Genomic DNA, 13148 nt, shown 5'->3' on the forward strand with positions numbered 1-13148 from the left:
AGCCCCTCACCCTCATCATGTAAACAGTACAGCTTTAATGCAGTTGCAACGTCGAGTTGAACTGGCTGATGGCATCGACCACATGCCGGGAGCCTTGCTGGATTTCCAGAATCGCTTCCCCGGCCTCATTTGCCAGCTCAACACCAAGCCCTGTGCGGCTAAGGCTCGACTGCATGCTGGTCACAGCGCTCAGCGACAGATCATGATTTCGACGCACCACTTCGACAATTTCCAGGGTGGCCGCACTGGTGCGCGCCGCCAGGCTTCTGACCTCATCGGCCACCACGGCAAAGCCGCGCCCGTGCTCCCCCGCCCGCGCTGCCTCGATCGCGGCATTGAGCGCCAGTAAATTGGTTTGATCCGCAATACCACGAATGGTCTGCACGATCTTGCCGATACTGTCCGACTGCTTGCTTACCGCATCAATGCTCTGCGCCGCTTCATTAAGGTCTTTGGAAATGGCCTCGATGATTTGCACGGTTTGCTGCACCACCTGCGAGCCCTTCTGCGCACAGGCATCGTTTTGCACTGAAGTGCTGTGGGCCGATTCGGCGGCAGTCTGCAGGTTGGTGACCTGAGCAGTGATATCACTGGCGAATTTCACCACTTTGTACAGTCGCCCCCTGGCATCGAAGATCGGGTTGTAGGAGGCCTCGAGAAACACCGTATGACCGTGTTTGTCGACCCGCTCAAATCGCCTGGAATGGTACTCGCCGCGATTGAGCGAGGCCCAGAAAGCCTTGTAGCCGGCTGACTCGGCCTCGCTTCGACGACAGAACATGCCGTGATGCTGGCCGACAATTTCGCTCAGCGAGTAATGCATGGTGTCGAGGAAGTTCTGGTTGGCATTGATTACCCGCCCATCCGGTGAAAACTCGATCACCGCCATCGACCGGCTCAGGGCGTTTACGATGCTCTGGGTTTCATGTTCTTTATTGATTCGATCTGTGACATCCGAAGCCACCTTGATGACACGCACAACGTGCTGGTCAGCGCCGACGATGGGCATGTAGCTGGCTTCCAGCCACACCTCACGCCCCGCCTTGTCGAGCCGTGAAAAGGTGCCGCTCAAAGGTTCGCCTCGGGCCAGGTCCCGCCAGAAATTGTTGTACTCACTGGATTTTACGTAAGCCGCTTCGCAAAATAGCCGATGGTGCTTGCCCCGAATCTCGTCAGCGGAATAACCCACAACCCGACAAAAATTCTCGTTGGCATCCAGAATGGTGCCGTCAGGGGCGAACTCAATAATTGCCATGGAACGGCTGATAGCCTGCACTTTAGCGGCCATGTCATTTAATAAGCCGCTAAGACGTTGATTTTCGAGCAGATCGGCTTTGCGATGCGAATTAAACATGGCTCAATCCCTGGAGGTGCTGTCTATTGATAATTCAAAAGTTTCAAGACGCAGCCAATCAGCTGGGTATCTCACTCTTAACGTTAGAGCTGTACGCACTTCGAGGGTTTGAGCACTTATGGCTACGACCCCGTAAACATGGAGCATAGCTAGCCAAATGACGCGCGCAAGCAAATGGCCATCAACCTGCGACGGAACGCTCACGCTTTAAAAATTTACCAAATGGATGATGCAGTATTAAAAGTGACAGGGCCCCGAGGAGCGAGCCCCGGTAAATCCACTTAATGACCAAACAATCCGGTGTCAGTTTTTTTGGATTTCTTGTCAGCGCGTTTTTCATCGGCTGTTTTAGCCGGCTTTTTCTTCGCTGCTTTCTTTGAATCCATACCTTTGGACATGTTATGCACTCCAGTAACCAGGGTTGTTCACTGAGGTATAGCACTGATCCATGGTGAACTTTCATTTAAAGTCGGTTATTTCGAAATGAATGCGTATGTGTACCCTTTAATTCCGAATACAGATCACCCACACTATTCAGATAAGCCGCAGAAATCTGCCTTTTAGTTATTTATACTGCGCGCCCCTCCCCGAGCCTGTGGACTTATGACTGCCATTATTTACGCCCCGCTTGAAGCGGCTTTATGGCCACTGATGAACAAGTTTTATCGCACACATCAATCATCGATGAAGGCGGTCAGGGAAGCGCAGTTATGGGTCGCCCGCAAAGAGGGGATTATTGCCGGTTTATGTTTGCGGCCAATGGCTCACGGCCACTGGCTGACCGGGCTTTTTGTCGCGCCAGCGCTACGCGGCCAAGGGGTGGCTGGCGATCTGGTCAGCCAGGCAATAGCTGCCGTCGATGGCCCGATCTGGTTGTTCTGCGACCCGCAGTTGCAGGGGTTTTATCAAAAGCTGGGGTTTAGCCTGGACGTGGAATTGCCCCATGCCCTGCATGAGCGGCTGGTTCGCTATCAACGCAACAAAGCGATGATAGCGATGGGCCTTACTCCTTGGTGTGCGGATCCAGATCAGGAAACAGCACCTCAATAAAACCGAACTTGCTGAAGTCCTTGATCCGTGACGGATACAGACGACCGATCAAGTGATCGCACTCATGCTGCACGACCCGCGCATGAAACCCCTCTGCAATCCGTACGATTGGCTCACCCTTGGGGGTGAAACCTTCGTAGCGGATCTTGTGGAAGCGCTCGACGACCCCACGTAGACCCGGCACCGACAGGCAACCCTCCCAGTCCTCTTCAACTGCCGGGCTCAGCGGCGTGATCAGCGGGTTGATCAGAATGGTCTGCGGCACGGCTTCGGCATCCGGGTAACGCTCGCTGTGCTCGAAACCGAACACCACCAGTTGCAGGTCAACGCCAATCTGCGGCGCTGCCAGGCCCACGCCGCCAGCGTGTTCCATGGTCTGCAACATATCGTCGAGCAGTTGCCAGAGTTCTGGCGTGTCGAACATCTCATCCGGCACCGGTTGGGCCACACGTAATAAACGCTCATCACCCATTTTCAGGATTTCACGAATCATGGTCAGGTTTCATCAGAAGTGGATTTAAGGGAGTGGTCGCGGCCAAGGCCGGAGACATGCTGCTTTGGATCAGGGTCGGCAGACTCATCGAATGTCTTCTCGCCCGGATTTTTGCCTTCAGCCGACATATGTTCGATCACAGCATTCATTTCAGCGCCCAGCAACAGCACCGCGGCCGAAATGTAGAAGTAAAGCAACAGCACGATGATTGCACCGATACTGCCATACATGGCGTTGTAGTCCGCGAAGGTTTTGACATAAAAGGCAAACCCCAAGGAAGCCACAATCCAGACCACTACCGCCAGCACCGAGCCCGGGGTAATAAAACGGAATTTCTGCTCAACATCGGGCATCACGTAATACATCAACGCCACTGCCACCATCATCAGCAAAATAATCGCCGGCCAGCGCAGGATGGTCCACAGCGTGACCACAAAGTCTTCAAGCCCCACCTGCCCCGCCAGCCAGCTCATCACCTGCGGTCCGAGCACCATCAGTGCGGCGGCGACCAGCAGCATGCCGGCAATGCCGATCGTGTAGAAAATCGACAGCGGAAAACGTTTCCAGACAGGGCGCCCTTCAACCACGTCGTAGGCAGCATTCATTGCGCTCATCATCAGGCGCACACCCGCAGAAGCCGTCCATAGCGCAATGACGATACCTACCGAAAGCAATCCGCCCTTGGATTGCTGCAACTGGTCGATCACCGGGTTGACCTGCTCCAGCGCTTGCGGCGGCAGTACCAGTTCGGACTGCAGGCGCAACCAGGTAAAGAAGTCTGGCAGATGCAAAAAACCGATCAATGCAATCAGGAACAGAATGAAAGGGAATAACGAAAACAGCATTTGATAGGCCAGCGCCGAGGCGTAGGTCGACATTTCATCGTCGATAAATTCCTTGACCGTTCGGATCAAGACTTTGCCCAAAGGCAGGCCGTTCAAGCCTGGGAATAACATAGCGTCTCCTTTCGCCGCACCGTTAATGAGGTCAACACGCCTCCAAGCGAAGGGTTTTACCTAAAAGTAGCCCAATTGGCGACTTTGAAAATACCGGATCGCCAAACCCGTAAAAAGGCCAACCCAACATTGACCTTGTGGTCCGGCATCGAGTTTCATTTATTTTCTGCCCATCATTTCGTCGATCAGCGCAGGTTGGGCTTTATGTTTGCCCGCTAACCCCCGAGAATACGCGACGTATTCAGGCTATGGCGCTGAAGATCCGCAATTGTAGGAAGGTTATGAAACTCGATAAAAAGCTGGCTATTGCCCGCAGGAACCAGGAACTCGGCGGCGCGGTACTCGGCGTCAACAACTGCCATTTCGCCGCACTGAACACCAACAAGAACATCTGGTGGTTCGATATTCCGCTGGCGCGCCTGGCCGTCGGCCAGTACGAATGGGTGCATCTGCTCCTGCACACCCCAAGCACCGACGAACTGCTGCACCTGAAGGTAACGACTGCATTCCTGCGTGAAAAACGCGAAGGCATGGTAGTACGTGCAACGCACAAGCGTACGCCGACCATGAGCCTGGAGTTGAGTGCAGACAAGGACTCCTATCTGCAGGACGTGCGTCCTACAGGTACTGGCGTCAACTTCGCACAGTTTTTACAGAAATAAACCCAAAGGCCAAAACCTGTGGCCGACCTGTAGATACTCTGTTGCAGGTCAAGCCCTATTGTGGGAGCGAGCCTGCTCGCGAACGACCTTCGCGAGCAGGCTCGCTCCCACAGTTGCAGTGTTCCTTCGGCAGCTGCTACAACAGACCTTCACCGTATCAAAACGAAAAATCCCCGCATTGCGGGGATTTTTCGTATCCAGGCCTGTTACTTCTTGAGGCCCAGCTTTTTCAGTTCTTCGTCTCGCAACTCACGACGCAGGATCTTGCCCACGTTGGTGGTCGGCAAGCTGTCGCGGAACTCGACGAACTTGGGCGCCTTGTAAGCCGTCAGGTTGGCACGCATATGCTTCATGACCTGTTCCTTGGTCAGCGTCATACCCGGCTTGACCACGATAAACACCTTGATCAGCTCACCGGTCTTCTCGTCCGGAATACCGATTGCAGCGCACTGCAATACGCCCGGCAAGGAGGCCATCACGTCTTCCAGCTCGTTGGGGTAAACATTGAAGCCCGACACCAGAATCATGTCTTTTTTGCGATCAACGATACGCATGTAGCCATCAGGCTGAATCACTGCGATATCACCGGATTTCAACCAGCCTTCGCTGTCCATGATCTCGGCGGTGGCGTCAGGACGCTCCCAGTAGCCTTTCATGACCTGCGGGCCCTTGATGCACAGCTCGCCGACTTCACCCAGCGGCAGCTCTTCGCCGGCATCGTTAATCACTTTGCACAGGGTCGAAGGCACCGGAATGCCAATGGTACCGATCTGAATGCTCTGGGCCGGGTTGACCGTGGCTACCGGACTGGTCTCGGTCATGCCATAACCTTCGCAGATCGGGCAACCGGTCACGGTCTTCCAGCGCTCGGCCACCGACAGTTGCAAGGCCATGCCACCCGAGAGCGTCACTTTGAGGGCCGAGAAATCCAGCTTGCGGAACGCCTCGCTGTTGCACAGCGCCACAAACAGGGTATTGAGGCCGACAAAACCGGTGAATTTCCACTTGGACAGCTCTTTGACCATCGCCGGTAAATCACGGGGGTTACTGATCAATACGTTGTGATTGCCCAGTAGCATCATCGCCATGCAGTGAAAGGTAAAGGCGTAGATGTGATACAGCGGCAAAGGCGTAATCAGGATTTCACAACCTTCATCGAGGTTGGAGGCCATCAATGCCTTGCACTGCAACATGTTGGCGATCAGGTTGCGATGGGTCAGCATCGCGCCCTTGGCCACACCGGTAGTGCCGCCCGTGTATTGCAGCACGGCAACATCACTGCTCACCGGGCTGGCTTCCTTGACCGGCTGGCCCTGGCCTTTGCTCAGCACGTCGTTGAACTTGACGGCCTGTGGCAAATGATAAGCAGGGACCATCTTTTTCACGTACTTGATGACGCTATTGATCAGCACCCGCTTGAAAGGCGACAGCATGTCAGCCACTTCGGTGACGATCACATACTTGACCGACGTCTGGGGCACGACTTTTTCAGCCAGATGCGCCATGTTCGCCAGGCACACCAGTGCCTTGGCACCGGAATCCTTGAACTGGTGTCCCATTTCCCGCGCGGTGTACAGCGGGTTGGTGTTGACCACAATCAAACCGGCGCGGATGGCTCCGAACACAGCAATCGGGTATTGCAACAGGTTGGGCAGCTGCACGGCGATGCGATCGCCCGGCTGCAAGTCGGTGTGCTGCTGCAACCAGGCTGCAAAAGCGCCCGACTGCTCGTAGAGCTCACCGTAGGTAATGGTTTTGCCGAGGTTACTGAACGCCGGTTTATCGGCGAAACGCTGGCAAGATTCCCGCAGTACCGTCTGAATATTTGGATATTCATCTGGATTGATTTCAGCAGCAATCCCAGCTGGGTACTTATCCTTCCAAAAGCCTTCAATCATGGAAGCCCACTCCTCAGCGTCGCGAATTCTTCACCGCATCGGGTGCGGTTCTTATTTGTTTGATTTTTATAATGGACAGCTCTGACTTTCACTTACCCTGAAGTCACAAAGCGCGCCGAGAGTAGCAGCTTTGCCAAAGGCCGCCTAGAGCCAAAAACCGGGTTTAGAGTCACCAACCTGACTGTAGGACAATCCAAAGTCATCATTAGTGCAAACACTCTATTAACTAAGTAAGCCCTCTATCTCAAGCATTACAACCCCTTATCCTAGACATAAAAAAACGCTCGCGGCCTTTCGGCCAGCGAGCGTCTGTCGCCACAGTGAACGAATCAGGCGGTATCCCGTAACTCACGACGCAGGATTTTTCCAACCGGCGTCATGGGCAAGGCATCACGCAACACGATTTGCTTGGGCACCTTGTAACCGGTGAAATTGTCCTTGCAGTAAGCCGTGAGTTCCTCAACCGTCACCCCGCCTGCGCGCGGCACCACAAACAGTTTAACCGCCTCCCCCGTGCGCTCGTCGGGGACGCCGATAACCGCGCAATTGGCAACTTTGGGATGCGCCATCACGATGTCCTCGATTTCGTTGGGGTACACATTAAAGCCGGAGACAATAATCAGGTCTTTCTTGCGATCGACGATGCGGACAAAACCGTCCGGATCAATCACGGCGATATCACCGGTCTTGAACCAGCCCTCGGCATCCAGTACTTCGGCCGTGGCCTCGGGGTTTTGCCAGTAGCCCTTCATCACTTGCGGGCCTTTGACGCATAACTCGCCGCGCTCACCCAGCCCCAGATCAACCCCCTCATCGCTGATCACCTTCATGGCGGTGCCCGGCACCGGCATGCCCACCGTGCCCAGCCGTGCCAGCTGGCCGCAGGGGTTGGCGCTGGCCACCGGCGAGGTTTCCGTCAGGCCGTAACCTTCGACGATGCGGCACCCGGTGAGTTTCTCCCAGCGTTCAGCCGTCGCCTTGACCAGCGCAGTACCGCCCGAGTTGGTAATTTTGAGCCTGGAAAAATCCACGTCCTTGAAATCCGGGTGGTCCATCAGTGCAACAAACAAGGTGTTGAGCCCCAGGAAGCAGGTGAACTTCCAGTTTTTCAGTTCCTTGATAAAACCCTTGATGTCACGCGGGTTGGTGATCAGCACGTTATGGTTGCCGGTGACCATCATGCCCATGCAATTGGCCGTGAATGCATAGATATGGTACAGCGGCAGCGGGCCGATCATGATCTCGCGGCCGTCCTTGAGCATCGGCTGGCCGTCGGCGCCATGCTGGGACAGGCAGGCGCGCAACTGCTGCATATTGGCGACCAGATTGCCATGGGTGAGCATCGCGCCCTTGGGCAGGCCGGTGGTGCCGCCGGTGTACTGCAGGACGGCGATATCATCCAGCGTTACCGCCAACGGGCGGATCACCTGCCCCGCGCCCCGGCGCAAGACGCTCTTGAAGGAAATGGCCTGGGGCAACTGATAGGCAGGCACCAGTTTTTTCACCTTGTCGACCACCAGGTTGGTGATCCAGCCTTTGGCGGCCGGCATCATGTCGCCCATTCTGGCTTCGATCAGGTAGTCGATTTCGGTGTCTTGCAGCACTTCCTGTACCCGCTTGCCGAACATGTTCAGGTACACCAGCGCCCGAATCCCGGCGCTCTTGAACTGATGGCGCATCTCGCGCGAGGTGTAGAGCGGGTTGGTATTGACCACAATCAGGCCTGCACGCATGGCTCCGAACACGGCAATCGGATATTGCAGGGTGTTGGGCATTTGTACGGCAATACGGTCGCCCGGCTTGAGATCGGTGTACTCCTGCAGATAACCGGCAAACGCGGCACTGTGGCGCTCAAGCTCGGCATAGGTGATGGTCACTCCCAGATTGCTGAAGGCCGGGCGATCCGCAAACTTTTTGCAGGAGCGCTCAAACACGTCAACAACCGATTTAAAAGCCGTCATGTCGATATCCAGCGGTACACCGGCGGGACGTTTGTCATTCCAGAAATCAGGTTGCATTGTTTTTATCCTCGTACCTGAGTGTGCCTGGCCGCGTCTCGTGTCGAATGAAAAGCGGAGCTTGCGGACGTTAACAGTTATAAAGTTGTAGGCAAATACAGCGATCTTCGCCATTTACATCTTGAATCTTATTGCCGGGTAAACGCCCGTTAACTGGCCCCCTTGCAAATGCGCTATACACTGGTACGACAATAATTAAAGGAAATGCCATGACCCCTGAGACTTTCTGGCTGGAAGCGAATGACCGCAGCGGTCTTTTCGTTAACCAGTGGCTGCCGGACAGTACACCCAGGGCTGTTGTCCTGCTGGCTCATGGCATGGCCGAACACAGTGGCCGTTATGCGCACCTGGGCCAGGCCCTGTGTGCTGCCGGCTTTGCCCTGTATGCCCATGATCAGCGCGGTCACGGTAAAACAGCCGAGCGCGGCACCCTGGGCTATTTTGCCGACAATGATGGCTGGTGCGCGGTGGTCAGCGACGTGGCCAGCCTGAGCCGGCATATCGGCCAGGCCCACCCTGGCATACCGGTTTTTTTGCTCGGGCACAGCATGGGCAGCTATATCGCGCAGGCGTATGTGATGCATCACAGTGCCAGCCTGCAAGGGGTGATTCTGAGTGCTTCGAATTTCCAGCCGGTGGCGCTCTATCGTGCAGCCAGCCTGATCGCCCGACTAGAGCGTTGGCGCCAGGGAGCCAAGGGCCGCAGTGCGCTGATCGAATGGTTGTCGTTCGGCTCGTTCAACAAGGCCTTCAAACCCAATCGCACGCCGTATGACTGGCTCAGCCGCGATCCGGCCCAGGTCGATGCCTACGCCAGCGACCCCCTGTGCGGCTTTCGGTGCACCAACCAACTGTGGATCGACCTGCTCGGCGGGTTGCAGCAAATCAGCAAAGCGTCCAATCTCGCTCAGATCGATCCGGGCCTGCCGCTGCTGATAATCGGCGGCGAATGTGATCCGGTGAGTGAAGGCAAGCGTCTCACTGATCTGGCCAGGGCATTGCGAAATGCCGGCAATCGTCAGTTGCAACTGAATCTGTATCCGCAAGCGCGGCATGAACTCTTCAACGAAACCAACCGCGATGAAGTCATGGCTGATGTAATTAAGTGGCTAAATCAGGCATTGAGCCACTCCCGCCCGTCGCGAAGCGAATGAGCGAAAAACAGATTTACACCTAAAAAGCTTTTAAAATCATAGCTTTAAAACCAAACACTCGTCACAGGACATGCGCTAGATGACTCAGGTTACCAACACCCCGTACGAAGCCCTCGAAGTCGGCCAGACAGCCAGCTACAGCAAAACCGTCGGAGAGCGTGACATTCAGCTTTTTGCGGCCATGTCCGGCGACCACAATCCGGTGCACCTCGACCCCGAGTTCGCCGCCGCCACCATGTTCAAGGAGCGTATTGCCCATGGCATGTTCAGTGGTGCGCTGATAAGTGCTGCCGTAGCCTGCGAGCTGCCTGGCCCAGGCACCATCTATGTCGGCCAGCAAATGAGCTTTCAGAAACCGGTGAAAATCGGTGACACCCTCACCGTGCGCCTGGAAATCCTGGAAAAACTGCCCAAGTTCCGCGTGCGTATTGCTACTCGCGTGTTCAACCAGCGCGATGAAATCGTTGTTGATGGCGAGGCCGAAATCATTGCGCCACGCAAGCAACAAACCGTGACCCTGCCGGTACTGCCTGCGATCAGCATTGGCTAAAACGCAATGTGGGAGCGGGCTCGCTCGCGATAGCATCAACTCGATCATTCTGATCAATCGAGTTTTTGCATCGCGAGCAAGCCCGCTCCCACATTTTTGGAACTACAGCCTCAAGCTAATCATGCACGGGCACGGGCCTGATTGCGCAGCGCCTTGACCTGATCGTGGTTGCGTTGCACGCCGTGGTACTGACGCTCTACCAGATCACGAATGCCGACCAGGTTGTGCTTGCTGATTTTTTCCAGCGCTTCTTTATAAGCCTTCAGCGCATGGTCTTCGCCGCGTTCGGCTTCGTTGAGCACCGCTTCTTCGTCTTTGCCGGTAAACACGGACTTCACATCCACCCAACGGCGATGCAAGTCACCGGCCACGCTGGTGCTGGTTTCCGGGTCACCACCCAGGGCTCGAACTTGAGCCTGAAGTTCGGCAGCTGCGGCAGCGCAATCGGCTGAACGCTTGGCAAACAGAGCCTTCAGCTCCGGGTGCTTGATATCTTCGGCACAGCTTTTAAACCCTTCCTGGCCGTCTTTGCTGGTTTCGATCAGATCGTTCAGGATGCTAATGGCTTCTTTATTAAGGTCAGTCATTGTTCAATTCCTTACAAGGTTGAGGATCGTGCAATAGAGGTTGCAGGGCTCGTGCCAGTTTTATAATTAAATAAAATCCTTAAATATCAATTACTTAATAAATATCAAAAAATCTGTATCCGGTTTATATGCATGATCTGTCAATTGGCCTTCATGCAAATTGCCTGTATTTTGATTTCCACAGCTTTACCCATCTAAGGGCCGCTGCATGAACCCCGAAAAACTCGAACTGCTGGTCACTCGTGAAATGCCCTTCGGCAAATACAAGGGCCGAATCATCGCCGACCTGCCCGGCCAGTACCTCAACTGGTTCGCCCGTGAAGGTTTCCCCCACGGAGAACTGGGCGGCTTGCTGGCCCTGATGCAAGAGATTGATCATAACGGCCTGTCGGACCTGCTCGACCCGTTACGCGCCAAACACGGAAAACCCAAACCCCGCCATTGATAGAGCTGCCCCATGCCAAGGATTGAAGATAACGCCCGCGACGAACACTTCTGGCAAGCAATTGCCGAGCGCTACGACCTTGCGCCCGGCCCGATCAATCTGGAGAACGGCTACTTCGGGCGTATGACCCGCGACGTGGCACAGGACTACCAGCGTAATATCGACTTTATTAACCGCAACAACTCGGTGCCTGTGCGCCAGCACTTCGATACCACTCAGGGCCTGGAAATTCGCGACTCGCTGGCGGGGTTGCTTGGTGTAGCCCCTGCCGGCCTGGCGCTGACCTTTTGCGCGTCTGACGGCCTGCAATCATTGATCCGCAACTACAATGGCCTGCAAACGGGCGATCAATTGCTGATCAGCGACCTGGAATACCACAGCGTCGAATACGCCATGCGTGGAGTGGCACACCAACGCGGCCTGGAAATTATCGAAATCTCCCACACGCACCCAGCCACGTTTGAAAGCCTGGTGGCCAGCTATCGCCAGGCATTTGAACGTAACCCGCGGATCAAGCTGATGGCGCTCACTCACGTTACCCATCGCACTGGCCTGGTCATGCCCGTGGAGGCCATTGTTGCGGCGGCAAAAGAGCATGGGGTTGACGTGATTCTGGACGGTGCCCATGCCCTGGGGCAGATCGAACTGGACCTGCCGGCACTGGGTGTGGCCTTTGCCGGTTTCAACCTGCATAAATGGATTGGCGCGCCGCTGACCCTGGGCCTGATGTATATCGATCCCCAGCGCCTGGGCGACATTGACCCCGATATGGGCAATCAGCGCTACCCCGAGCCGGATGTGCGCAACCGCGCCGTTTATGGCACGGTCAACATCCCCGCCTGGCTAACCCTGACCAAGGTGCTGCAGGAACACCATGAGATGGGTGGCGCCCGAGGCAAGGGTGCCCGACTCAACTACCTGCGCAACCTGTGGGTCAGCGAGGCGCGCAAGATCGAGGGCATTGAAGTGCTGGTCAATGATGATCCGCGCTTGTATTGCGCAATCACTTCGCTGCGCTTTACCCATGTGCAGGATCAACAACCGATGGTTGATCGCCTGCTCAAGGACTACAACCTGTTCACCGTAGCCCGCAACGGTTCGGCGTGTGGCAGTTGTATCCGGGTAACAGTGGGCTTTGCCACCACGCTGGATGACATCAACCAACTGGTGCGGGCGCTGCGCGGGCTTTCGCAAGCTCACACATAACCTTGTGGGAGCGGGTATTTTTCAGGCAAAAAAAAGGTGCGCCGACCAAGCGCACCAAAAACCGTAGAACACACAACACATTCGTAACTAAAACATCAATCCAGCAGGGCAAGCGCCTCAGCGGTGCATTCCTGGATTCGGGCCCAGTCGCTGTTCTTGATCCATTCGCTGTCCAGCATCCAGCTACCGCCCACGCACATCACGTTTTTCAAGGCCATGTAGTTGCGGATATTGGCCGGACCAACACCGCCGGTCGGGCAGAATTTCACTTCGCCAAAAGGACCGCCCAGGGCCTTGATCGCCGCTACACCGCCGCTGACTTCTGCAGGGAACAGTTTGAAACGGCGGTAACCCAAGCCATAGCCTTCCATGATCCCGGAAGCATTGCTGATGCCCGGCAGCAGCGGAATGTCGCTGGCAACACTGGCCTCGAGCAAGTCACGGGTAATGCCCGGCGTAACAATAAATTGCGAACCGGCGTCTTCCGCCGCCGCCAGCATATGGCGATCCAGTACGGTACCCGCACCTGTCACCAGCTCAGGGCGCTGGTCACGCAGGATACGAATGGCCTTGAGGCCGAACGCCGAACGCAGGGTCACTTCCAGCGCCGTCAGACCACCGGCCGCCAGCGCATCCGCCAAAGGCAGGATGTCTTGTTCGCGGGCAATGGTAATCACCGGCAGAATTCGTGCTCGCTCACACAGGCTGTCGATCAGGGCGACTTTATCCGCCATCGATACGTTCGCAATTGTTGTTGTCATGGCAGCTGATCCTT

The 13148-nt window shown here is 55.6% G+C and carries 13 protein-coding genes and 1 pseudogene; 6 read left to right on the top strand and 8 right to left on the bottom strand.

Going from position 1 to position 13148, the window contains the following annotated elements:
• Nucleotides 1–34: 34 nt before the first annotated feature.
• Complete coding sequence (locus tag ACP7BE_RS16435) at nt 35–607, bottom strand: methyl-accepting chemotaxis protein (RefSeq protein ID WP_371928113.1); 573 nt, start codon at nt 605–607, stop codon at nt 35–37.
• Nucleotides 584–1354: pseudogene (locus tag ACP7BE_RS16440) on the bottom strand (PAS domain-containing protein); the annotation flags it as partial. The gene ACP7BE_RS16435 and the pseudogene ACP7BE_RS16440, both read right to left, overlap by 24 nt.
• Nucleotides 1355–1957: 603 nt before the next feature.
• Between ACP7BE_RS16440 and ACP7BE_RS16445 the strand changes: the two are divergent.
• Nucleotides 1958–2404: a GNAT family N-acetyltransferase gene (locus tag ACP7BE_RS16445; RefSeq protein WP_426106542.1), complete on the top strand. Its 447-nt coding sequence runs from the start codon at nt 1958–1960 to the stop codon at nt 2402–2404.
• On the opposite strand, the gene def is transcribed toward ACP7BE_RS16445, so the two are convergent.
• Nucleotides 2358–2897: a peptide deformylase gene (gene def / locus ACP7BE_RS16450; RefSeq protein WP_095003261.1), complete on the bottom strand. Its 540-nt coding sequence runs from the start codon at nt 2895–2897 to the stop codon at nt 2358–2360. The genes ACP7BE_RS16445 and def overlap by 47 nt on opposite strands.
• 2 nt (nt 2898–2899) lie before the next feature.
• Nucleotides 2900–3853: a YihY/virulence factor BrkB family protein gene (locus tag ACP7BE_RS16455; protein ID WP_095003262.1), complete on the bottom strand. Its 954-nt coding sequence runs from the start codon at nt 3851–3853 to the stop codon at nt 2900–2902.
• 281 nt (nt 3854–4134) lie between these two features.
• On the opposite strand from ACP7BE_RS16455, the gene ACP7BE_RS16460 reads away from it, so the two are divergent.
• The gene (locus ACP7BE_RS16460; protein WP_016782092.1) at nt 4135–4515 is read left to right on the top strand and encodes a hypothetical protein; all 381 of its coding nucleotides are present in this window, start codon (nt 4135–4137) and stop codon (nt 4513–4515) included.
• Nucleotides 4516–4721: 206 nt separating this feature from the next.
• Here the strand turns inward: ACP7BE_RS16460 and fadD1 are convergent, their stop codons facing one another.
• Both fadD1 and fadD2 read right to left on the bottom strand, forming a co-directional pair.
• Nucleotides 4722–6413: a long-chain-fatty-acid--CoA ligase FadD1 gene (gene fadD1, locus ACP7BE_RS16465; protein WP_426106545.1), complete on the bottom strand. Its 1692-nt coding sequence runs from the start codon at nt 6411–6413 to the stop codon at nt 4722–4724.
• A 329-nt stretch (nt 6414–6742) separates the two neighbouring features.
• Nucleotides 6743–8431: a long-chain-fatty-acid--CoA ligase FadD2 gene (gene fadD2 / locus ACP7BE_RS16470; protein ID WP_095003264.1), complete on the bottom strand. Its 1689-nt coding sequence runs from the start codon at nt 8429–8431 to the stop codon at nt 6743–6745.
• Between the two features lie 209 nt (nt 8432–8640).
• Between fadD2 and ACP7BE_RS16475 the strand changes: the two genes are divergently transcribed.
• Together ACP7BE_RS16475 and ACP7BE_RS16480 are read left to right on the top strand one after the other, a co-directional pair.
• Complete coding sequence (locus ACP7BE_RS16475; RefSeq protein ID WP_095003265.1) at nt 8641–9585, top strand: alpha/beta hydrolase; 945 nt, start codon at nt 8641–8643, stop codon at nt 9583–9585.
• Nucleotides 9586–9664: 79 nt separating this feature from the next.
• Nucleotides 9665–10135 carry a MaoC family dehydratase gene (locus ACP7BE_RS16480; protein ID WP_019829146.1) on the top strand — a complete coding sequence of 157 codons (471 nt, stop codon included), beginning with the start codon at nt 9665–9667 and terminating at the stop codon, nt 10133–10135.
• Nucleotides 10136–10254: 119 nt separating this feature from the next.
• Here ACP7BE_RS16480 and ACP7BE_RS16485 read toward each other — a convergent pair whose 3' ends face one another.
• Nucleotides 10255–10722 carry a PA2169 family four-helix-bundle protein gene (locus tag ACP7BE_RS16485; RefSeq protein WP_095003266.1) on the bottom strand — a complete coding sequence of 156 codons (468 nt, stop codon included), beginning with the start codon at nt 10720–10722 and terminating at the stop codon, nt 10255–10257.
• A 208-nt stretch (nt 10723–10930) separates the two neighbouring features.
• On the opposite strand from ACP7BE_RS16485, the gene ACP7BE_RS16490 reads away from it, so the two are divergent.
• Both ACP7BE_RS16490 and ACP7BE_RS16495 read left to right on the top strand, forming a co-directional pair.
• Nucleotides 10931–11167, top strand: a complete 237-nt coding sequence (locus ACP7BE_RS16490) for a DUF3820 family protein (RefSeq protein WP_019693207.1) — start codon at nt 10931–10933, stop codon at nt 11165–11167.
• 12 nt (nt 11168–11179) lie between these two features.
• Complete coding sequence (locus tag ACP7BE_RS16495; protein WP_426106549.1) at nt 11180–12373, top strand: aminotransferase class V-fold PLP-dependent enzyme; 1194 nt, start codon at nt 11180–11182, stop codon at nt 12371–12373.
• Nucleotides 12374–12468: 95 nt separating this feature from the next.
• On the opposite strand, the gene ACP7BE_RS16500 is transcribed toward ACP7BE_RS16495, so the two are convergent.
• On the bottom strand, nt 12469–13134 hold the full coding sequence (locus tag ACP7BE_RS16500) for a bifunctional 4-hydroxy-2-oxoglutarate aldolase/2-dehydro-3-deoxy-phosphogluconate aldolase (protein WP_426106551.1): 666 nt from the start codon (nt 13132–13134) through the stop codon (nt 12469–12471).
• Nucleotides 13135–13148 lie beyond the last annotated feature (14 nt).

The organism is Pseudomonas sp. TWR1-1-3 (genome assembly GCF_049896805.1).
Classification (GTDB): domain Bacteria; phylum Pseudomonadota; class Gammaproteobacteria; order Pseudomonadales; family Pseudomonadaceae; genus Aquipseudomonas; species Aquipseudomonas bubulae.

Bases quoted from the DNA above. Each gene is read 5' to 3' on its own strand.
- ACP7BE_RS16445 (WP_426106542.1), top strand. From the start codon at position 1,958: ATGACTGCCATTATTTACGCCCCGCTTGAAGCGGCTTTATGGCCACTG.
- def (WP_095003261.1), bottom strand. From the start codon at position 2,897: ATGATTCGTGAAATCCTGAAAATGGGTGATGAGCGTTTATTACGTGTG.
- ACP7BE_RS16455 (WP_095003262.1), bottom strand. From the start codon at position 3,853: ATGTTATTCCCAGGCTTGAACGGCCTGCCTTTGGGCAAAGTCTTGATC.
- ACP7BE_RS16460 (WP_016782092.1), top strand. From the start codon at position 4,135: ATGAAACTCGATAAAAAGCTGGCTATTGCCCGCAGGAACCAGGAACTC.
- fadD1 (WP_426106545.1), bottom strand. From the start codon at position 6,413: ATGATTGAAGGCTTTTGGAAGGATAAGTACCCAGCTGGGATTGCTGCT.
- fadD2 (WP_095003264.1), bottom strand. From the start codon at position 8,431: ATGCAACCTGATTTCTGGAATGACAAACGTCCCGCCGGTGTACCGCTG.
- ACP7BE_RS16475 (WP_095003265.1), top strand. From the start codon at position 8,641: ATGACCCCTGAGACTTTCTGGCTGGAAGCGAATGACCGCAGCGGTCTT.
- ACP7BE_RS16480 (WP_019829146.1), top strand. From the start codon at position 9,665: ATGACTCAGGTTACCAACACCCCGTACGAAGCCCTCGAAGTCGGCCAG.
- ACP7BE_RS16485 (WP_095003266.1), bottom strand. From the start codon at position 10,722: ATGACTGACCTTAATAAAGAAGCCATTAGCATCCTGAACGATCTGATC.
- ACP7BE_RS16490 (WP_019693207.1), top strand. From the start codon at position 10,931: ATGAACCCCGAAAAACTCGAACTGCTGGTCACTCGTGAAATGCCCTTC.
- ACP7BE_RS16495 (WP_426106549.1), top strand. From the start codon at position 11,180: ATGCCAAGGATTGAAGATAACGCCCGCGACGAACACTTCTGGCAAGCA.
- ACP7BE_RS16500 (WP_426106551.1), bottom strand. From the start codon at position 13,134: ATGACAACAACAATTGCGAACGTATCGATGGCGGATAAAGTCGCCCTG.